This is a genomic window from Streptomyces sp. NPDC006691 (assembly GCF_042869955.1).
Taxonomy (GTDB): Bacteria; Actinomycetota; Actinomycetes; order Streptomycetales; family Streptomycetaceae; genus Streptomyces.
Window position 1 is genome coordinate 470,844 of sequence record NZ_JBIAGW010000003.1, and the last position, 18,700, is coordinate 489,543.

Sequence of the window (18,700 nt, forward strand, 5' to 3'; positions counted from 1 at the left end):
TGTTCAGCGCGGCTCGCTAAGCAGAAGGCGTACGGCACGCATGGCGTCAGGGTACCGCAGGCCCCGCAAGGGCCGCACGGAGTACCCGTGGGGGGGTGCCGGCTGGGGTGCCCCTGGGCGCCGCACATGCCCCCGGGGGGTGCCCGGGGCGAGGTTACCCCGCGTACCGCCCTCTTCTGGGGCAACCGCTCAAACCCCGTACCGGCTGGTATGGGGCGACCTAGCATGCCGCCACGGGACCGCTTTGCCGAACCATTCGGAGTCGCCCCACCATGAAACCTCGCAATCCGCTCCATCCGCTCCGCCCGCGCCAGAACACCGCCCGGGGCCGTCCGGCCCGCAGGGGCGGGCTCTCCGCCGCCGCACTCGGCGTCGTCGCCCTGCTCATACCGCCGCTGGCACTCCTCTCGTCGGGCGCCCTGCGCGCCGCCCTGGACTTCACCTCCGGCGTCCTGTCCCTGGTCTCCCTGACCGCCTCCGTCGCCTGGGGCCTGCTGGCCACCGACCGCCTCTTCCTCACCCCACGCGACCGCCTCATGGCGCAGGCCGTCCACCGCGCGACCGCGGTCGCCTCCATCGGCTTCCTGCTGCTTCACGTCACCGTCAAGATCGCGCTCGGCCATGTCGGCCTGCTCGGCGCCGTGGTCCCGTTCGGGCTGGGCATGACCGGCGCGTCCGGCCTGATCGGCTTCGGGTCGCTCGCCGGTCTCCTGATGGTCCTCACGGCCGCGACGGGAGCGATGCGCAGCGCCTTCGCCACCCCGGGCCGCATCGCGAGCCGCTGGCGCGCGGTGCACATGCTGGCCTATCCGGCCTGGTGCTCGGCGCTGGTGCACGGCCTGTACGCGGGCCGCCCACCGGCCGGCTGGGTCGTCGCGATGTACGCCCTGAGCCTGGCGGGAGTCGCGGGCGCGCTGGCCGTACGCGCGCTCCCCCGCCCGGTCAAGCGCCGCATCGCCGCCCGGCTCGCCGCCATCCGCCCGCGCCCGGAGAGCGGGCGCCCGCAGGGCGAGCGGCCGGAGCCCGCCGTGCCGCCGCGGCCCACGACACCACCCTCGTTCGAGCCGTACGAGGCGCCGGGTTCGCCGAGTTCGACGGGTTACGGACAGTCGGCCTTCGAGCCGCCCTACGAACCCCTGGGCGCAACCTCTTATGAGGCGCGGCCGACGCAGCCGCTGCGAAGTGCGCAGCCCCCCGAGGAACTCCTCGAAGGGACACGGCAGTTCGAGCAGCCGCACGCCCTGTACGAGCCCCCGCACGAGGCCCCTCCCCGCTATCGTCCGGCCGCCGGGCAGCAGGTCCGCGGCCACGCGGGCACCGGCATCTCGGCGGGCTACCGCGCGGTCTCCCTGGCTCCCTCCACTCCCCCGCCCTCCCGCTGGCCCGCGCCCGCTCCGCGTCCCCCCGAGCCGCTGCCCGCCCCCGCGCCGTCCGCGCCCTACCAGCCGCCGGCCGCCGGCGAACCCTGGCATTCGCAGCCGGGTTCCTCGGGAGAACGCCCGTGACGGTGCCCGCAACCGCAGGAGTACGACCATGAACACGCCCCTCCCCGATGTTCCCGAAGTCCGCGTCGTCGGCCTGCCCCATCTGACCGCGGGCTTCGACCTCGTCGAGCGCCTGGCCCTGCCGATGCACCTCAAGGTGCACGGCCCGCTGAAGCCGGTCGACGGCGAACGCCTCGCCAAGCTCGCCGACGACATCGCGCTCAACGGCCGCGGCGGCGCCGGTTTCCCCTTCGGCCGCAAACTGCGGGCGGTGGCCTCCGCGGCGATCCGGCGCGGCATACGCCCGGTCGTCGTCGTCAACGCGAGCGAGGGAGAGCCCGCCTGCCGCAAGGACACCGTCCTGGTGTGCCGGGCCCCCCATCTCGTCCTGGACGGCGCCCTGCTGGCCGCCGAGGCCCTCGGTGCCCGCACGCTGGTGATCGCCGTCACCCGCGATTCAACCGAGGCCTCGGTGCGTGCCGCCCTCGATGAGCGCGGCCTGGCCGACAAGCGCAGCTCGCCCTTGCGCGCCCGCGTGGTCCGCACCCCCGAGCGCATGGTGTCCGGCGAGGCATCCGCCGTGATCCGGGCCGTGGACGGCGGGCCGGCCCTGCCGCCCGGCCGCCGCGAGCGGGCCGCCGAATCGGGTGTCGGCGGCGCCCCGACGCTGCTCTCCAACGCCGAGACCTTCGCGCAGCTCGCGGTGGCCGCCCGGCTCGGCCCGCGCCGCTTCCGCAACACCGGCGAGCCGGGCGAACCCGGCACCGTCCTCCTGACGTTGTCCGGGGCGGTCGCCCGCCCGATGGTGATCGAGGTCCCCACCGGAGTACCGCTGCGGTACGTCCTCCAACTGGCCGGGGCGCCCTCGCTGCCCCAGGGCGTGCTGACCGGCGGCTACCACGGCAGCTGGCTGAACTCGGTGGCCGCCCACGACGCGGCCGTCTCGCGCGCCTCGCTCTCGGCGCTCGGCGGGGCCCTCGGGGCCGGCGCCATCCTGCCGATCGGCCCGGGCACGTGTGCGCTCGGCGAGGCGCTTCGGGTGGCCGACTGGCTCGCGGCGGAGACGGCGGGCCAGTGCGGCCCGTGCAGGCTGGGCCTTCCGGCCGCGGCCGGCGGGCTCGCCGATGTGCTGAACGGCGGCGGGCCGGCCGCCCTGGAGGCGCTGCGCGAGGTGACGGGTGCGGTGAAGGGCCGCGGCGCCTGCAAGCACCCCGACGGCTCGGCCCGCTTCCTCGCATCCACGCTGGCCGCGTTCACGGACGACCTGGCGGCCCATGTGCTCGGCGGGGGCTGCGGCCGGCCCACGGTCGGTGTGCTGCCGCTGCCCGCGGCGGGCTATCGCGAAGAGGGCGTGCCGAGCGGCGAGAAGGTACTGGTCGACTGGACGCTCTGCGAGGGCCACGGACTCTGCGCGGACATCGTGCCGGAACTGATCCGGCTCGGCCCGGACGGCTACCCCCTGGTCGCCGACGCCACCGTGCCGATGCATCTGCGGGGGCGCGCCCAACGGGCCGTGCGCCGCTGCCCGGCGCTCGCGCTCCGGATCGAGCAGGCCCCGGCCGCGCTCCCCCAGGTCAGCCGCAAGGCCCTGGGCAGCGGCCGGAGTTGACCGTCTCCGATCACAAGCCAGGCACAACAAGAGGGCGGGCCATCCGATTCGGATGGCCCGCCCTCTTTACTGTGGAGCTAAGGAGAATTGAACTCCTGACCTCCTGCATGCCATGCAGGCGCTCTACCAACTGAGCTATAGCCCCTTGTTTACTTCTTTGTCGTCCGGTTTCCCGCGGCGACATCGAGAACATTACACGGTCACCCCGGTGCTTCACCAAATCGGTTTCCGTTCTGTACGGAGAAGGGCGGTAACGTCCACCTTCGTGACCGTGAAGGTACTGGCGCGCACCGCTGCCCGCTTCCCCTCCGCCCGCCGTCCCGTGCCGCTCGCGGCCGCCGTCTGCCTGCTGTCCTTCGCGGTGTTCTGGGCCGCTCAGCGGGCGGCCGGGGTCTCGATGATCGACCTGCTGGTCTACCGCGCCGAGGGCCAGACGGTGCGGGCCGGCGCCGACCTCTACGCGATGCGTGCCACCCGGGCGCAGCTGCCCACCACCTACCCGCCTTTCGCGGCCCTGCTGTTCACCCCGCTCACCCTGTTCGACGTCCCCGAGCTGCGGGCGCTGGCGACCGTCGCGAACCTGGGGCTGCTGGTCGCGCTGGCCGAGCTGTCGCTGCGGCTCGCGGGCCTGCGCCGGCCCGGGGCTGCGCTGTGGATCGCCGCGCTCGCCGTCTGGTGCGAGCCGGTGTGGACCACCTTGCGCTACGGCCAGATCAATCTGCTGCTCGCGGTCGCCGTGCTCTGGGACCTCACCCGTGAGCGGGGCGGCCGCTGGGCAGGCACCGGCATCGGCCTCGCCGCCGCGCTGAAGCTCACGCCCGCCCTGTTCGGACTCTTCCTGCTGATCACCGCCGTCATCCGAAGGAGGAGCGGCGCCGGGAACTTTCCGCTCGCCGTCACCATCAGGGCCACCGCCGTGTTCTGCGCGGCCACGGCGTCGGCCGCGGTGGCGCTCCCCCGTGACTCGGTGCGCTTCTGGACGTCGATGGTGTTCGAGGCCGGCCGGGTCGGTCACGCCGAGGACACCGCCAACCAGTCGCTGCGCGGGGTGCTGGCCCGGCTGTTGCACACCGGCGATCCCGGCCCGTGGTGGACGGCGGCCGCGGCCGTCACGGCGGTGCTCGGTCTCGCCGTCGCGGTACGCGCCGAACTGCTCGGGGAGCGGGCCTGGGCCGCGACGGCCTGCGCCGTGACGGCGCTTCTGGTGAGCCCGGTGTCCTGGTCGCACCACTGGGTGTGGTGCGTGCCGGTGGTGGTGCTGCTCGTGGCCGAGAGGTCGCGCTGGGCGCTGTTCGGGGCCGTCTTCTGCACGTACGCGCTCTGGTGGGTCCCGCATGGCACGAGCCGGCCCGAACTGGCCCAGAGCGGCGGCCAGATGGCGCTCTCGGCGCTCTATCCGCTGGCCGGGGCGGGTTTCCTCGTGCTGGCGGCGCTCAGGCCGTCGCGAAGGAGTAGAAGCGCTTGAGCGTGCAGTGCGCTTCGAGGAGACGGCCGTAGATCGGCTCGCCCTCAAGTTCCCGGTAGGTCTCGATCGGGTCGCCCTTTATGATCAGCGCCCGGGCGCATTCCTCGCACCAGTACTGATAGTCGGTGTTGACCGGATCCATGTCCCTGACGATGGGCGTACCACTGCCGCACCAGTCGCATTTCCGCCTGTGTGCACCCATGTTCAGCTCCAGCTGTGGCCGCAGGCCGTGCACACGTAGGACACTCCGCCGTTGTCGCCGAGCATCTGGGCGACGTGTGCGGAGCCGCAGGACGGGCAGCTCAGGGGGGCGCTGGAAGCCGAGGCACGCGGTCCGCCGGACGGCTGCGGGAATTCTTCGCGACTCGCGGGCATCGCGCGCTCCCTCCCGTTCGGTCCGTCGTCCCCCTCCGGCCGTCCCGATTCTGCCATGCCCTCGCAAGAAGGTCGGTGCCGTCACCGTACGAGATCGGACAGGCAGCCCAGGACGGACAGGACTGTCGGTGCGAAGGAGCGCTCCTGCGGCGCGCGGACCGATGCGCGCGCCCCCCCGTTCGCCGGAGGACAGGACTCCGCCGGACGACCGGTTCTGGCCGGACGACCGGTTCTGGCCGGACAACAAGAAGATCCCGCCCCCTGAGGGGCGGGATCTTGACTGTGGAGCTAAGGAGAATTGAACTCCTGACCTCCTGCATGCCATGCAGGCGCTCTACCAACTGAGCTATAGCCCCGCTGTTCGGCTCGTTCCCGCTTCTTCGGCGGTCCCTCGCTGCGAACAAGAAGAACTTTAGCCTGTGACCTGCCGGAAAGTGAAATCCGCCTGTCACCGCCTCTGAGCAGCGGTTAGTCGTCGTCGCCGAGGACCGGCTCGGGCAGCGTGCCGGCGTTGTGTTCCAGCAGGCGCCAGCCGCGCGCGCCCTCGCCGAGGACGGACCAGCAACAGTTGGTGAGGCCGCCGAGGCCTTCCCAGTGGTGCGCCTCCAGCCCGAGGAGGCGGCCGATGGTGGTGCGGATGGTGCCGCCGTGGCTGACGACGACGAGGGTGCCGCCGTCGGGCAGCTTGTCGGCATGGCGCAGCACGACCGGGGCGGCCCGGTCGGCGACCTCGGTCTCCAGCTCGCCGCCGCCCCGGCGCACCGGCTCGCCCCGCTTCCACGCGGCGTACTGCTCGCCGTACTGGCCGACGATCTCCTCGTGCGTGAGCCCCTGCCAGGCGCCCGCGTACGTCTCCCGCAGGCCCGAGTCGTGCTCGACCGGCAGCCCGGTCACGGCCGCCAGCTCGGCGGCGGTGGCGGCGGCCCGCTGAAGGTCGGACGCCACGATCGCGTCCGGCTTCAGCGCGGCCAGCAGGCGCGCGGCCCGATGCGCCTGGCCGATGCCCGTCTCGGTCAGCTCGATGTCCGTGGAGCCCTGGAAGCGGCGTTCCAGGTTCCAGGCCGTCTGGCCGTGCCTCCACAGGACTATGCGGCGGCCCCGGCCGCCCTTGGTGCCGTTCAGCTCAGCTCACCGTCCGTCTCGTCGGCGCCGGTCAGCGCGGCGTGCTCGGCCGCCTTGCCGCGGGTCTTCATGGCGTCGTCCGGGAGCGGCAGCTCGGGGCAGTCCTTCCACAGGCGCTCCAGGGCGTAGAAGACACGCTCCTCGCTGTGCTGGACGTGCACGACGATGTCGACGTAGTCGAGCAGGATCCAGCGGGCGTCGCGGTCGCCCTCGCGGCGCACCGGCTTGGCGCCGAGCTCCTTGTTGAGCCGCTCCTCGATCTCGTCGACGATCGACTTGACCTGGCGGTCGTTGGGCGCGGAGGCGAGCAGGAAGGCGTCGGTGATCGACAGCACATCACTAACGTCGTACGCGATGATGTCGTGCGCGAGCCGGTCGGCAGCCGCCTGAGCGGCGGCGGTGATGAGCTCGATGGAACGGTCCGTGGCGGTCACAAGCAGGCTTTCGTCGGCGGTCAGATCGGATCAGATCGGTTTCCAGGATCTCACGGACCGCCGACAGCCCCGAAAGCATTACTCCGGGGCCCTCACCCCGACGCCACGCGGCCCTTCACTTCAGCACCGCGCGGCCCTTCACTTCAGCACCGCGCGGCCCTTCACTTCAGCACCGCGCGGCCCTTCACTTCAGCGCCCTGCGGCCTTTCACTTCGGCGCCTTGTAGTCCTTGCCGATCACGACCGACACATCCGCGTTGGCGGCCGCGCCGCCCTGTTTGACGGCGCTGTCCGGCAGGCCGAGCGTCTTGGCGACCTCGACGGCGTTCGCCTTCTTCGCCGCGTCGCCGTACAGGACCTGCGAGGCGGCCTGCGAACCGGCGCTTCCGGCGTCGATGAAGGTGTAGCCACCATTGACGAGGGCGACCCGGGCGGCTTCGGCGGCCTTGCTGTTGCCGCTGGCGTTCTTCACGCCGACCCGAAGCGCGGAGCCCTGGTCCGCTCCGCCGCCGAGCTTGCCGCCGAGCACGTCCTTGACCACGCTGTCACTGGCCTGCTGGCTCAGGGTGCCGTCGGGCTGCACGGGCAGGAGCGCCGTCTTGTACGCGCCGATCTTGGCGTGCTCGGCGAGCTTGGCCAGGGAGGCGCCCAGGTCGCTCTCGGGCAGCGAGGGGTCGAGGATCTGCGCGAGCGTCTGGACGGTGATGGTGGCCGCCTTCGGATCGTCGGAGATCTTGCGCAGCACGCCGTACATCACCGTGCCGAACCGCTGGAGCTGCTTGGTCTCGGCCTCGCCGGGGCCACGGTAGGTGGCGTAGGCGACGGCCATCTGTCCGGTGAGGGTCTGGTCGTCGCCCTTCTTCACCAGCGGGTCGCCGCCCTGCTTGGCGCCGGGGACGTCGGTGTCCGTACTGATGTCGATGTTTCCGACGAGGTCGACGAGGTTCTCCAGGTACGGGGTGTCGAGCCGCCAGCTGCCGGTGATCTTGGCGCCGAGCAGGTTGGAGAGCGCGTCGCGGGTGCCCTGCGAGCCGTCGGAGTCCACCGACTTGCCCAGCGTGGTGCGATTGCCGTCGTCGTCGGTCACGGCGAGCGTGTTCGGCAGCAGCACGGTGGTGCCCTGCTTGGTGGTCACGTTGTTGACGAGAAGCGCCGTGGAGGTGCCGCCCGCCTTGGTGTTGTGCAGGTGGACGACGATGACGTCCCGCTTCTGCGCCCCGACCGGGGCGGCGCCGTCCTTCTTGGAATCCGAGGACGACGAGAGGCCGGGAAGCTTTCCGGCGAACCACAGATAACCGACGCCGCCCACCACGACCAGGACGAACGCCACGATGAGCGCCACGCCCCGCTTGCGTCCGCGGCGCTTGGCCTCCTCGCGGCGTTCGCTGCGGCTCTCGGTGAACTTGAGCCAGTCGATGACGTCCTCGGAGTCCTCGTCGGGCTCCTCTATGAACGCGAACTCCTCGGTACCGGGGCCGCGTTCACCTCCCGCGGCCTTCCCGTCCCTGCGCTGCTGGGGCACCACGGGCGCGCCCTGCGGCTCCGGGTCCGCCACGGGTTCCTGGACGGCGGACTGCTGGGCGGTGCCGTAGTCGTGCCCGTAGCCCTGCTGCGGAAACGCCTGGGTCTCCGTGAACTGCTGGGCCTGTTGGGGCCGTTGGGGCTGCTGCGCCTGCGAGGCCTGCTGAACCCGAGGGTCCGACGTCGGCTGCTGCGACTGCTGCCCTGCCTGCTGCTGCCCGTACGGGTCGTACGTGGACTGCTGCGGCACATAGGTCTGGTCGTACCCGTACCCCTGCTGCTGGGGCTGTTGCTGCTGGGGGTCCTGCGGCTGGGCGTACGGGTCGTACGCCTGCTGCTGCGGCGGGACCTGCTGGTACACCGGCCGGCCGTACTCGTCGTATCCGACCAGCTGCACCTGGGGCGCATACGGGTCGTACTGGCGGTCGTTCACCGGTGGCCTTCTCTCACTCGCCGACGTACAGGCGGTACAGCTGGACTCACTCGCCGCGATACAGCTGGCGCTTGTCGATGTAGCGGACCACACCATCCGGAACCAGATACCAGACGGGGTCGCCCTGCGCGACCCGTGCCCGGCAGTCCGTCGAGGAGATCGCCAGGGCCGGCACCTCCACCAGCGAGACACCGCCCTCGGGCAGCCCGTCGTCCGTCAGGACGTGGCCGGGCCGGGTCACACCGATGAAATGGGCCAGCGAGAACAGTTCCTCGGCGTCGCGCCAGGTGAGGATCTGGCCGAGCGCGTCGGCACCGGTGATGAAGAAGAGGTCCGCGTCGCTGTTGCGCTCGCGCAGATCCCGCAGTGTGTCGATGGTGTACGTCGCACCGCCGCGGTCGATGTCGATGCGGCTGACCGAGAACTGGGGGTTCGACGCGGTGGCGATGACCGTCATCAGATAGCGGTCCTCGGCCGGGGAGACCAGTTTGTGGCTCTTCTGCCACGGCTGCCCGGTCGGCACGAACACGACCTCGTCCAGGTGGAACTGCGAGGCCACCTCACTGGCGGCCACGAGGTGTCCGTGATGGATCGGATCGAACGTTCCGCCCATCACGCCGATGCGACGCTTCACCGGACCGGTAGGCACTTCCTGCTCTCCCATGCGTGCAGAGCCTACTGGCCCGGCTTTTCGGCCCGACTCAGCGGTCGCGGTTGAAGCGGGTGGTGATCCACAGCAGGAGGAGGAGGGCGAACAGCGCGCCGCCGCCCGTCAACCAGGGCTGGAGGCTTTCGTGGTTGCCACCGTGCTCGGCGCCTTCGGCGAGCGAGACCAGGTTGGCGGCGGTGCTGTGGAGGCTCATCTTCGGCAGGACCTATCCGGGAGTCGGGGCGGAGACTTCGCCCACATCGTATGCGGGCGGTCCGGGCACGCTCACGCCGACTCAGTCGTTCTTGTTGTCGTCGCCGCCGTTCGAGCGGTATCCGCGCAGCAGGAACCAGGCCAGGAGGGCCGCTCCGACCATCGAGCCGAGCAGCAGGATCCGCAGCAGCGCACCCGGCCCCTGGCCGGACGCTGAGGCGAGAGCGGTGACGACGTCCGGCATGGTGTCGGGCATGGCAGGTCTCCTCGAAGTTATCCACAGGCCCCCGGGCCACGGTATCGCCACCGCCTAATGTGGATGTCGTCAGGGGGACGAGCCGACGACTCGAACGACAGGGGGCACCCATGACCGAGGACATCAACGACAACGTGCCGAGCAGGCAGCGGCGCAGGTTCCCCGGGATCTCCTCCCGGGCCTACGAACACCCCGCGGACCGCTCGGCGCTGGTCGCGCTGCGCAAGCTGACCGGCTTCGACACCGTCTTCAAGGCGCTGAGCGGGCTGCTGCCCGAGCGGAGCCTGAGACTCATGTTCCTCTCGGATTCGGTACGGGTCGGCGACGCCCAGTTCACCCACCTCAACTCCATGCTGCGGGACGCCTGTTACATCCTGGACCTGGAGAAGGTCCCCCCGATGTACGTGACGCAGAACCCGCAGCCGAACGCGATGTGCATCGGCCTCGACGAGCCGATCATCGTAGTGACGACGGGCCTGGTCGAGCTGCTCGACGAGGAGGAGATGCGCGCGGTCGTCGGCCACGAGGTGGGGCACGCCCTCTCCGGCCACTCCGTCTACCGCACGATCCTGCTCTTCCTCACCAACCTCGCCCTGAAGGTCGCCTGGATCCCGCTGGGCAACGTGGCGATCATGGCGATCGTCACCGCGCTGCGCGAATGGTTCCGCAAGTCGGAGCTGTCCGCGGACCGGGCGGGTCTGCTGGTGGGCCAGGACCTGAAGGCCTCGATGCGGGGCCTGATGAAGATAGCGGGCGGCAACCACCTGCACGAGATGAACGTGGACGCGTTCCTGGAGCAGGCCGAGGAGTACGAGTCGGCGGGCGACCTGCGCGACTCGGTGCTGAAGATCCTCAATGTGCTGCCCCGCACCCACCCGTTCACCACGGTGCGCGCCGCCGAGCTGAAGAAGTGGGCCGAGACCCGCGACTACCAGCGGATCATGGACGGTCACTACCCGCGCCGCGACCAGGACAAGGACACCTCGGTGACCGACTCCTTCCGGGAGTCCGCGGCTTCCTACGCCGACTCGGTCAAGAGCAGCAAGGACCCGCTGATGAAGCTGGTCGGTGACATCGCGGGCGGCACGGCGGATCTGGGCGGCAAGCTGAGGGACAGGTTCACGGGTGCCGGGACACGGCCCTCGTCCTCGGCCTCCGGCAAGGAGCCCGGCCAGGACGACGGCCCGACGGACGGAAAGCCGGAGCAGAACGGGGACGGAAAGGGCTGAGACAGCGGGGCTGAGAGCCGAGAGCCGAGACGGAGGCCGAGACAGAAGCCGCTGAGGCGGACGGACGACGGGAACCGGTCAGCCAGTCGCCGGAAACGGGCCAGCCGGTCACCCGGGACGGGGCGGTCGGTCGCCCCGGGACGCGTCGGCCGGTCACCGGAGACGGGCCGGCCGGTCGCCGAGGACGGCTGAGCGGTGGACGGGTCAGCCGGTCGCCGAGGACGGCTGACCGGTCGCCGGGGAGGGCTGCGCGCCGGTGGCCAGGGTGCCGCAGAGCGCCTCGGGGGCGGGACCGGTCGCGTACGGATCGGTGCCGGCCGGGCCCTGCCCGCTCGCCCGCTCACCCGCCAGGAGCGGCCGCAGCCGGCTCGCCACCTCGGCCGAGCAGGCCTGAGGGCCGGCCTGCTCGGTGCTGGTCCGGATCTCCGTACGGTTCAGCCGCAGGTCCTCGCGGTCGAGCCGGAAGGTCAGCTCGCGGCGGACGGTGAAGAGCGAGGCGTCCTTGGTGTGCGGCCCGTTCCCGGCGGGGCGCAGGGCGTACACGAAGACGTAGTCGGTGGCGACGAGAAGGGCGTCCGGGTCGGACTCCGTGTAGCTCATCGCGCCCTGGACCCGGATCCGGGGATCGGCGAGGGCCACTTTGGCCGGATCGAAGCGGACCAGCCAGCCGGTGGCGGAGTGCCTGCCGTCGTCGGCCGGGGTGGCCAGGCTCCGGTCGAACTGGGCCATCAGATCGGGGTCGAGCAGCACCCGGATCTGATGGTCCGGGCCGCCGGCCAGGACATCGGGGTCCAGGGACGATTTGACCAGGTAGTCCTTGGCGATGGAGAGGGCGTTCATCACCTGGGCCTCGGAGAAGTGCGTGGTCCTGGTGGCCGACGGCAGGTTGATCCCGGAGCCGCCGGTGCGGAACTGGGCGGCGGGGCTGTGGGCGTAGAGCTGCTCGGCGTCGCCACCGGGCACCGCATTCTGGGGGGCCAGCGGGACCACGGACATCCGCAGCGGCTCGGGGTGGCCGGTCGGGGGCGGCTGGTAGGGGTGGCGGACGCCCATGTAGATGGCGGTGGTGAAGGCTATGAGGAGCAGCAGCACCAACGCGATGGCGGGTTTGGAGAAGGCCCGGGGGGACCAGCCCGGGCGGGAGCGCACGGCCCGCGCGTGCTCGCGCATCCGTTCCTGCGCGGAGAACTCCTGGAGGCGGGCGGCTCGGACGAACGATTCGTCGAAGACGACGGACCGGTACTCGTCGTCGCCACCGCCGGGGAGACCCTCCGGTGCTTCCTCGGGTGGCTCTCCAAGCCCTGCCATACCTTCAGGGTAGGTCTCGCGGGGGAAAGGTAAACGCGCTGGTGTGCGTCAACTTCCGACGAGTTCCCCCGCGACGGTTCAGGGGCTGCTCAGGGGGCGCTCAGCGCCGGCTCGAAGCCGATACCGCGGGTGTCCCGAAATCGGCCGAGGCCGAGGCCGAAGCAGAGGCCGAGGCCAATGCGGGAGCCGGGGCGGACGTGCCGGAAGCGGCTTGCGCGCCCGGTGCGGCGGACGAGGCCGTGGGCGAGGGGGCCGCCAGGCCTTCCGTGCCCGGGGCGGCGCCGATCACCGGCGGGCGGCCTTCGGTGGCCGCGGGCGGGGACTGGGCGGGGGCCGCCGCGTTCGACGGGTTGTCGACGTTGCTCGTGGCAGGCGGCGGCGGCGCCTTGTCCTCGCGGCCCGAGGAAGCGCCCCGGTAGACGGCGGAGAAGGCCAGGGCGACCATGCCGATCCCCATGATCACGGCCATCAGCCAGGCGATGGGCCGGTGCCAGCGGGCGCGGCCCCGGTAGGGGCGCAGCACCCCGCCGAAGCGGCCGTAGGGGCCCGCCTCGGCGCCGCCGGGCAGCCCTGGGCCGCCGAGGTCGTCCGGGTCGCGGGCCGAGCGGTAGGGGTCGTAGCCGTCGTCGTAGAGCTCGTCGTCGGGGGCCCCGGCGCCCGCGCGGGCTCGGGCCGCCTCCGCCTCGGCACGGGCCTGGGCGGCGGCGAGCAGACGCTCGACGGCACTCGGTTCGTGGATGGCGGCGGCTCTGACGAAGTCCTCGTCGAACACCACGGAGGCGAAGTCATCGTCCGCGCCCCCGCGGTCGTCGTCGGGCTCCCAGCCGTCCGGGAACGGCCTGCCCCCTACGTCGTCCGGCACGCGTTCAGCGTAGCCCGGGGCGGTCCGTTTGGGCAGCCGGTGAGCGAAGTCGCCCACCCGTACGGAGCGTCACATCGCTTACCGAATGTGACCGTCGCCGGTCACGATGTACTTCGTGGAGGTCAGTTCCGGCAGCCCCATGGGGCCGCGGGCGTGCAGCTTCTGGGTGGAGATGCCGATCTCCGCGCCGAAGCCGAACTGGCCGCCGTCCGTGAACCGGGTGGAGGCGTTGACGGCGACGGTCGTGGAGTCGACCAGTTGGGTGAAGCGGCGGGCCGCGGCCTGCGAGGTGGTGACGATGGCCTCGGTGTGCCCGGAGGTCCACAGCCGGATGTGGGCGACGGCGGCGTCCAGCGAGTCGACGACCGCGGCGGCGATGTCGTACGAGAGGTACTCGGTCTCCCAGTCCTCCACCGTGGCCTCGACGACGGTGGCCTTGGAGGCGTCGGCGTAGGCCCGTACGCGCTCGTCGGCGTGGACGGTGACGCCGGCCTCGGCCAGGGCGTCCAGGGCGCGCGGCAGGAAGGCGTCGGCGATGTCCCGGTGGACCAGGAGCGTCTCGGCGGAGTTGCAGACCGAGGGGCGCTGCGCCTTGGAGTTGATCAGGATGTCGACGGCCATGTCGAGGTCGGCCTCGGCGTCGACGTAGACGTGGCAGTTGCCGGTGCCGGTCTCGATGACGGGGACGGTGGATTCCTCGACGACGGTACGGATCAGGGAGGCGCCACCGCGCGGGATGAGGACGTCCACGAGGCCGCGGGCCCGCATCAACTCCCGTACGGAGTCGCGGGATTGGCCGGGGACGAGCTGGACCGCGTCCGCGGGCAGGCCCGCGCCGCCGACCGCGTCGCGCAGGACGCGGACCAGGGCGGTGTTGGAGGCGTAGGCGGACGACGAGCCCCGCAGCAGGACCGCGTTGCCGGACTTGAGGCAGAGGGCGGCGGCGTCCACGGTCACGTTGGGCCGGGCCTCGTAGATGATGCCGACGACGCCGAGCGGAACGCGGACCTGCCGCAGGTCGATGCCGTTGGGCAGGGTGGAGCCGCGCACGACCTCGCCGACCGGGTCGGGCAGGGCGGCCACGTCGCGCACGTCGGAGGCGATCGCGCGGATCCGCTCGGGGGTGAGCGTGAGCCGGTCGATGACGGTGTCGCTGGTGCCGGCCTCGCGGGCCGTGGCGACGTCGACGGCGTTGGCCTCGACGATCTCCGCGGTCCGCACTTCGAGGGCGTCGGCGATCGCGAGCAGCACCTCGTCCTTCACCGCGCGCGGAAGTGGCGCGATCTCGGCGGCGGCGGCGCGCGCCCGGTAGGCGGTCTGCGTGACCGGGGACATGTCGTCGTACGGGGTGGGCGAGGTCTGCGAAGCCATGTCCGCAGACTAATGGGCGGCGGGCGGCCGTTTCGCCCCGGTTCCACTCCCCGAGACGGACCCGGGGAGCGGGGTCAGAAAGGGTGGACGCCCACGGGGGCGGCCGGCGGCGGTCCGTAGCCCTCGGCGAGCCGCTGGTGGTAGGTGCCGCGGTCGATGACTTCGAGGCCGACGATCTCCCAGGGCGGGAGCTTGGCGGTGGAGCGGTGTTCGCCCCACAGCCGCAGGGCGACGGCGGCCGCGTCGTGCAGGTCGCGGGCCTCCTCCCAGTAGCGGATCTCCGCGTGGTCGTTGGCATAGCGGCTGGTCAGCAGGAACGGGTGGTCGTGGGCGAGCTGTTCGAGGCCGCGGCGGACCTCTTTCAGCGGTGCCTCGGCTCCCGAGACACTGAGCGTGATGTGCCACAGCCTGGGGGTGTCCCCGGGCTCCTCGACTGCCTCGCTCCGTTCGACGTCGGCCCCCGTCCCCACACTGGTCAGGGTCCGCTCAGCCGTCGTCCCTCGGGGCGCCGCCCCGGGGCGCGCTCGTCTCACCGGCGGCCTCCTGTGCTGCTGTGTGCGATGCGGTGCGGTACTGCGCGAATTGCCGGTCCGCGTGTACCTCCGTCTCAAAGTTGACCAGCCCGAGGCCGGGCGCGGGGCGGTTTTCCTGAAGGTGTCTGTCTTATGGCTGGACTTTCAGCCGTTTCAGGGGTGCAGGACGACCAGATCGTCCCTGTGTACGACTTCCCGCTCGTAGCCGGGGCCGAGTTCGCGCGCGAGGTCGTGGGTGGAACGCCCGAGGAGCTGCGGGATCTCCTTGGCGTCGAAGTTGACCAGGCCGCGGGCGACGGCACGGCCCCGGAGGTCGCGCAGCTCGACCGGGTCGCCGGCCGCGAACTCGCCCTCGACGGAGGCGATTCCGGCGGGCAGCAGCGACTTGTGGCCCTCGACGACGGCCCGTACGGCCCCGTCGTCGAGGACCAGGGCGCCCTGCGGGGTGGAGGCGTGGGCCAGCCACAGGAGACGGTCGGCGGAGCGGCGGCCGGTGCGGTGGAAGTGGGTGCCGGTGGCGCGCCCGGCGAGGGCGTCGGCGGCCTGGCTCGCGGAGGTCAGGACGACGGGGATGCCGGCGGCGGCCGCGATACGGGCGGCCTCGACCTTGGTGACCATGCCGCCGGTGCCGACCCCGGCCTTGCCGGCGCTGCCGATCTGGACGTGGGCGATGTCCTCGGGGCCGCGGACCTCGTCTATACGTGAGGTGCCGGGCTTGGCGGGGTCGCCGTCGTAGAGGCCGTCGACGTCGGAGAGCAGCACGAGCAGGTCGGCGCGGACGAGGTGGGCGACGAGGGCGGCGAGGCGGTCGTTGTCGCCGAAGCGGATCTCGTCGGTGGCCACGGTGTCGTTCTCGTTGACGACGGGCAGCGCGCCCATGGCCAGGAGCTGGTCCAGGGTGCGGTAGGCGTTGCGGTAGTGGGCGCGGCGGCTGGTGTCGTCGGTGGTGAGCAGGACCTGGCCGACACGTACGCCGTAGCGGGCGAAGGAGGCGGTGTAGCGGGCGACGAGGAGGCCCTGGCCGACGCTGGCGGCGGCCTGCTGGCGGGCCAGGTCGGTGGGACGGCGGCGCAGCCCGAGTGGGGCGAGGCCGGCGGCGATGGCGCCGGAGGAGACCAGGACGATGTCCTTCTCGCCGCCGCCGCGCGCCTTGGCGAGCACGTCGACGAGGGCGTCGACCCGGTCCGCGTCGAGGCCACCGGAGGCGGTGGTGAGTGAGGACGAACCGATCTTGACTACAATTCTGCGGGCCTGTGCCACCTGCTGCCTTGCCACTGTCACACGGTGAAATCTATGCCAGGACGGGCCGGGGGCGCTTGGAAGTTCCAATCGGCGGACAGCCTCACCGGGGCCGCACAGAGGACCTTTAAGCTCGAAAAAGTGCGAAAACTGGGGAACTGATGGGCCGATGGGGTGCTGAAGCCCACATGTCCCTGGCGTGCGGCTCTGTACCGGCCAGGCAAATTTAGCGTCAGAAGTGAAACCTCAGGAGCTGCTACGCCCTCCCTCCTGATGACTGTTCGAACAACTCCATGGCGGACGCCCGGGGGACTCGGGGCGCATGGATGCAACAAGGAGTGTGCCGAATGCCGTCGTCACCATCTCGCCGACGTCTGCTACAGGTCGCCGGGGGCGGCCTCGTGGCGGCGCCTCTCGCCTATGGCGGATGGCAGTGGCTGGCACCTCGCGGCGGGGCGGGCGTGGACAGTCCTTCGACGGGGACCACGACGGGCAAGCCGGCCTCGGACTCGGCCAACCAGGCGTATCTGCACGTGATCGCGCACGCCGACGACAGCATCTACTTCATGAACCCGGACCTGGAGCAGTCGATACGCAGCGGCGCCCTTTCGGTGACGGTGTGCATGACGAGCGGTGAGTCCGACGGGCGCAACGCGCCCGGCAAGTCCCCTCAGTTCAAGTCGATGCGGACGGACCGGCCGGGCTTCGCACGGGCGCGGATAAACGGTCTGCGGGCCGCCAACGCCCTGATGGCGACGGGCGACGACAACAGTCCCTGGTCGGTGGAGCCGGTGGAGCTGCTGCCCGGCTTCCGGTCGGAGCTGCACTACCTCCAGGCCGCCCCGCACGTCCAGCTGATCTACATGGGCCTGTGCGAGGCGCGTTATGTGAGCGTGCCGCGTCCGGTGAGCATGCGGGGACTGTGGCTGGGCGCGATCAAGGAGCTGCCGACGCTGCCGGGCACGGGCAGCCCGGTGCGGATGCCGCGCGCCTACACGCGGGACCAGATCATCGACGCGCTCGCCGCGACGATCGCGCGGGTCAACCCGACGGTGATAAGGACGCTGGACCCGACTCCCATGCACGCGCCGCGCGAGACGGTGGCGATGATGAGCGCGCCGACGATACTGCGCGGTCTGAGCTATCTGGACCATCAGGACCACACCTCGTCGGCGCAGTTCATGCAGGCCGCCATGGAGCGCTACTGGGGCGGCGGCAGGGGGCGCCCGGCGTCGGTGTCCAACTACATCGGCTATCCGACGAACTACACGCCGCCGTCCCTGGACGCGGCGGCCACCCGGCGCAACTCCCAGCTCCTGAACGCCTACGGCTGGGCGGACCACCGCGACTGCGGGGACGCGGCGGGCTGCGGCGACCTCAAGGTGGGCCCGAACGGCCTGAAGGGCGGCGGGGCCGGCTGGGCGCGCGGCACCCGCACCCGTACCCCGGGCACCGCACGCTGGCTCGCGCCGCTCAAGGACGGCCGGCTCGCGGCGTTCGCGGTGCTCAACGGGTCGGTGCGCTGCTGGGTGGAGCGCGAGGCCGGCAAGGGGCCGTGGGCCGGGCCGTTCGACGCGGTGGGCAGCGCGGGCGGCCCGCTCGACCCGCAGGTGGAGGTCGTGCGGCTGCCTGACGGAACGCTTCAGCTGTTCGGCACCCGTACGGTTCTGCCGTTCAAGGGGCAGAAGCACCACAAGGAGCTGGTGTGCGTGTCGCAGACCGGCGTGGGCGCCGACGGGGTGCCCAAGTTCGGCGCGTGGACCTCGCTCGGCGCCCCGGACGCCGCTCCGGAGAAGTCCCTGGAGACGGGCTATCCGGCGACCGCGGTCGCCCCGGACGGCACCGTGCACGTACTGGTCCGCAACTGGGCCGGTGACATCGCGATGCGCAGCGGCAAGGGCGGCAAGGCGTGGCAGCCCTGGCAGTTGCTCGACCACCCCGAGGGCAAGCCGCCGCCGCACCCGCTGGTGGTGGAGGGGATCGACGCGCTGGTCGACCCGTCGGGGCGGATCCATGTGGCGGCCCCGACCGCCAAGACGGTGCTGCACTGGGTGTCCCCCGCCCCCGGCGAGTTGCCGAAGCTCTCGACGCCGACGGGTCTGCCGCCGTCGGGCAGCGCGGTGAGCCTGGTCGCGGACGGCAAGGGCGGCGCGCTCGCCGTCTACCGGGGTGCGGGCACCGCCCAGGTGACGGTGGCCTCCCCCAATGGCTCTTCGGGTGCCGCGGAGGCCGCGTGGAAGGTGGCCCGGCGCACCCCGGCGGGCGGCTACGGGCGGGTCTCGGCGTACCGCCTGAACGGGGGCGGGGCCTCGCTGCTGGTCATCGCGGCCCGGGACGACCAGGGCCGGGTGGTGCCGGCGTCCGACGGCTCGGCCCGGCAGACGGCCTGGGAGACGCCGGGCGTGCAGTTCGTGGGGATCCCCGGAGTGGCGCAGGACTCCTCGGGCCGGGGGGTGCTCGTGGTGCTCGGCACCGACGGCCAGCTGTACACGGCGCGCCAGACCCGGCCCGGGGCCAGGTTCGGCGAGTGGGGGGCGGCGGCCCAGGAGAGCGCGGGCAGCCGCGTCTAGCGGGCGCGCGCAGAGGGGCGGCCACCAA

The 18,700-nt window shown here is 71.9% G+C and carries 17 protein-coding genes, 2 tRNA genes and 1 pseudogene; 5 read left to right on the forward strand and 15 right to left on the reverse strand.

Going from position 1 to position 18,700, the window contains the following annotated elements:
• Positions 1-272: 272 nt before the first annotated feature.
• Complete coding sequence (locus ACFYNP_RS08915; protein WP_388783911.1) at positions 273-1,505, forward strand: hypothetical protein; 1,233 nt, start codon at positions 273-275, stop codon at positions 1,503-1,505.
• Positions 1,506-1,533: 28 nt separating this feature from the next.
• Entirely contained in the window at positions 1,534-3,093 is a 1,560-nt protein-coding gene (locus tag ACFYNP_RS08920) for a ferredoxin (RefSeq protein WP_388783914.1), read from the forward strand.
• A gap of 72 nt (positions 3,094-3,165) precedes the next feature.
• Here ACFYNP_RS08920 and ACFYNP_RS08925 read toward each other — a convergent pair.
• A tRNA-Ala gene (locus ACFYNP_RS08925) sits at positions 3,166-3,238 on the reverse strand.
• Between the two features lie 120 nt (positions 3,239-3,358).
• Between ACFYNP_RS08925 and ACFYNP_RS08930 the strand changes: the two genes are divergently transcribed.
• Positions 3,359-4,558: a glycosyltransferase 87 family protein gene (locus ACFYNP_RS08930; RefSeq protein ID WP_388783916.1), complete on the forward strand. Its 1,200-nt coding sequence runs from the start codon at positions 3,359-3,361 to the stop codon at positions 4,556-4,558.
• Here the strand turns inward: ACFYNP_RS08930 and ACFYNP_RS08935 are convergent.
• The 9 genes from ACFYNP_RS08935 to ACFYNP_RS08975 form a co-directional block, all read right to left on the reverse strand.
• The gene (locus ACFYNP_RS08935) at positions 4,527-4,760 is read right to left on the reverse strand and encodes a hypothetical protein (protein ID WP_053726163.1); all 234 of its coding nucleotides are present in this window, start codon (positions 4,758-4,760) and stop codon (positions 4,527-4,529) included. The two genes, ACFYNP_RS08930 and ACFYNP_RS08935, sit on opposite strands and share 32 nt — an antisense overlap.
• A 2-nt stretch (positions 4,761-4,762) precedes the next feature.
• Positions 4,763-4,933, reverse strand: a complete 171-nt coding sequence (locus ACFYNP_RS08940) for a hypothetical protein (RefSeq protein WP_388407468.1) — start codon at positions 4,931-4,933, stop codon at positions 4,763-4,765.
• Between the two features lie 283 nt (positions 4,934-5,216).
• A tRNA-Ala gene (locus ACFYNP_RS08945) sits at positions 5,217-5,289 on the reverse strand.
• A 112-nt stretch (positions 5,290-5,401) separates the two neighbouring features.
• Entirely contained in the window at positions 5,402-6,055 is a 654-nt protein-coding gene (locus ACFYNP_RS08950; RefSeq protein ID WP_388408465.1) for a histidine phosphatase family protein, read from the reverse strand.
• Positions 6,052-6,489: a ribosome silencing factor gene (gene rsfS / locus ACFYNP_RS08955; RefSeq protein ID WP_100578254.1), complete on the reverse strand. Its 438-nt coding sequence runs from the start codon at positions 6,487-6,489 to the stop codon at positions 6,052-6,054. The genes ACFYNP_RS08950 and rsfS overlap by 4 nt, the downstream gene beginning before the upstream one ends.
• Before the next feature lie 207 nt (positions 6,490-6,696).
• Positions 6,697-8,442 carry an LCP family protein gene (locus ACFYNP_RS08960; RefSeq protein WP_388783919.1) on the reverse strand — a complete coding sequence of 582 codons (1,746 nt, stop codon included), beginning with the start codon at positions 8,440-8,442 and terminating at the stop codon, positions 6,697-6,699.
• Between the two features lie 46 nt (positions 8,443-8,488).
• Positions 8,489-9,106 carry a nicotinate-nucleotide adenylyltransferase gene (gene nadD / locus ACFYNP_RS08965; protein ID WP_100578252.1) on the reverse strand — a complete coding sequence of 206 codons (618 nt, stop codon included), beginning with the start codon at positions 9,104-9,106 and terminating at the stop codon, positions 8,489-8,491.
• Between the two features lie 37 nt (positions 9,107-9,143).
• Positions 9,144-9,305, reverse strand: a complete 162-nt coding sequence (locus ACFYNP_RS08970) for a hypothetical protein (RefSeq protein WP_167153229.1) — start codon at positions 9,303-9,305, stop codon at positions 9,144-9,146.
• A gap of 81 nt (positions 9,306-9,386) precedes the next feature.
• The gene (locus tag ACFYNP_RS08975) at positions 9,387-9,560 is read right to left on the reverse strand and encodes a hypothetical protein (RefSeq protein ID WP_159030427.1); all 174 of its coding nucleotides are present in this window, start codon (positions 9,558-9,560) and stop codon (positions 9,387-9,389) included.
• A 110-nt stretch (positions 9,561-9,670) separates the two neighbouring features.
• Between ACFYNP_RS08975 and ACFYNP_RS08980 the strand changes: the two genes are divergently transcribed.
• Positions 9,671-10,789 carry a M48 family metallopeptidase gene (locus ACFYNP_RS08980; protein ID WP_388783922.1) on the forward strand — a complete coding sequence of 373 codons (1,119 nt, stop codon included), beginning with the start codon at positions 9,671-9,673 and terminating at the stop codon, positions 10,787-10,789.
• Between the two features lie 204 nt (positions 10,790-10,993).
• Here the strand turns inward: ACFYNP_RS08980 and ACFYNP_RS08985 are convergent, their stop codons facing one another.
• The 5 genes and pseudogenes from ACFYNP_RS08985 to proB form a co-directional block, all read right to left on the reverse strand.
• Positions 10,994-12,097, reverse strand: a complete 1,104-nt coding sequence (locus ACFYNP_RS08985; protein WP_388783925.1) for a hypothetical protein — start codon at positions 12,095-12,097, stop codon at positions 10,994-10,996.
• A gap of 265 nt (positions 12,098-12,362) precedes the next feature.
• A pseudogene (locus ACFYNP_RS08990) lies at positions 12,363-12,959 on the reverse strand (hypothetical protein); the annotation flags it as partial.
• A gap of 78 nt (positions 12,960-13,037) precedes the next feature.
• Entirely contained in the window at positions 13,038-14,330 is a 1,293-nt protein-coding gene (locus ACFYNP_RS08995) for a glutamate-5-semialdehyde dehydrogenase (protein WP_388407455.1), read from the reverse strand.
• 74 nt (positions 14,331-14,404) lie between these two features.
• Entirely contained in the window at positions 14,405-14,863 is a 459-nt protein-coding gene (locus ACFYNP_RS09000; protein WP_388407453.1) for a hypothetical protein, read from the reverse strand.
• A gap of 153 nt (positions 14,864-15,016) precedes the next feature.
• Positions 15,017-16,144: a glutamate 5-kinase gene (proB, locus tag ACFYNP_RS09005; protein ID WP_388407450.1), complete on the reverse strand. Its 1,128-nt coding sequence runs from the start codon at positions 16,142-16,144 to the stop codon at positions 15,017-15,019.
• Positions 16,145-16,563: 419 nt separating this feature from the next.
• On the opposite strand from proB, the gene ACFYNP_RS09010 reads away from it, so the two are divergent.
• Positions 16,564-18,672, forward strand: coding sequence for a PIG-L family deacetylase (locus tag ACFYNP_RS09010; RefSeq protein WP_388783929.1), 2,109 nt, complete (start codon positions 16,564-16,566; stop codon positions 18,670-18,672).
• Positions 18,673-18,700 lie beyond the last annotated feature (28 nt).

What these genes read in the sequence shown, in the direction of transcription:
- ACFYNP_RS08915 (WP_388783911.1), top strand. Translation starts at nt 273, where the DNA reads ATGAAACCTCGCAATCCGCTCCATCCGCTCCGCCCGCGCCAGAACACC.
- ACFYNP_RS08980 (WP_388783922.1), top strand. Translation starts at nt 9,671, where the DNA reads ATGACCGAGGACATCAACGACAACGTGCCGAGCAGGCAGCGGCGCAGG.
- ACFYNP_RS08970 (WP_167153229.1), bottom strand. Translation starts at nt 9,305, where the DNA reads ATGAGCCTCCACAGCACCGCCGCCAACCTGGTCTCGCTCGCCGAAGGC.
- ACFYNP_RS08995 (WP_388407455.1), bottom strand. Translation starts at nt 14,330, where the DNA reads ATGGCTTCGCAGACCTCGCCCACCCCGTACGACGACATGTCCCCGGTC.
- ACFYNP_RS08920 (WP_388783914.1), top strand. Translation starts at nt 1,534, where the DNA reads ATGAACACGCCCCTCCCCGATGTTCCCGAAGTCCGCGTCGTCGGCCTG.
- ACFYNP_RS08975 (WP_159030427.1), bottom strand. Translation starts at nt 9,560, where the DNA reads ATGCCCGACACCATGCCGGACGTCGTCACCGCTCTCGCCTCAGCGTCC.
- ACFYNP_RS08940 (WP_388407468.1), bottom strand. Translation starts at nt 4,933, where the DNA reads ATGCCCGCGAGTCGCGAAGAATTCCCGCAGCCGTCCGGCGGACCGCGT.
- nadD (WP_100578252.1), bottom strand. Translation starts at nt 9,106, where the DNA reads ATGGGAGAGCAGGAAGTGCCTACCGGTCCGGTGAAGCGTCGCATCGGC.
- ACFYNP_RS08985 (WP_388783925.1), bottom strand. Translation starts at nt 12,097, where the DNA reads ATGGCAGGGCTTGGAGAGCCACCCGAGGAAGCACCGGAGGGTCTCCCC.
- ACFYNP_RS08935 (WP_053726163.1), bottom strand. Translation starts at nt 4,760, where the DNA reads ATGGGTGCACACAGGCGGAAATGCGACTGGTGCGGCAGTGGTACGCCC.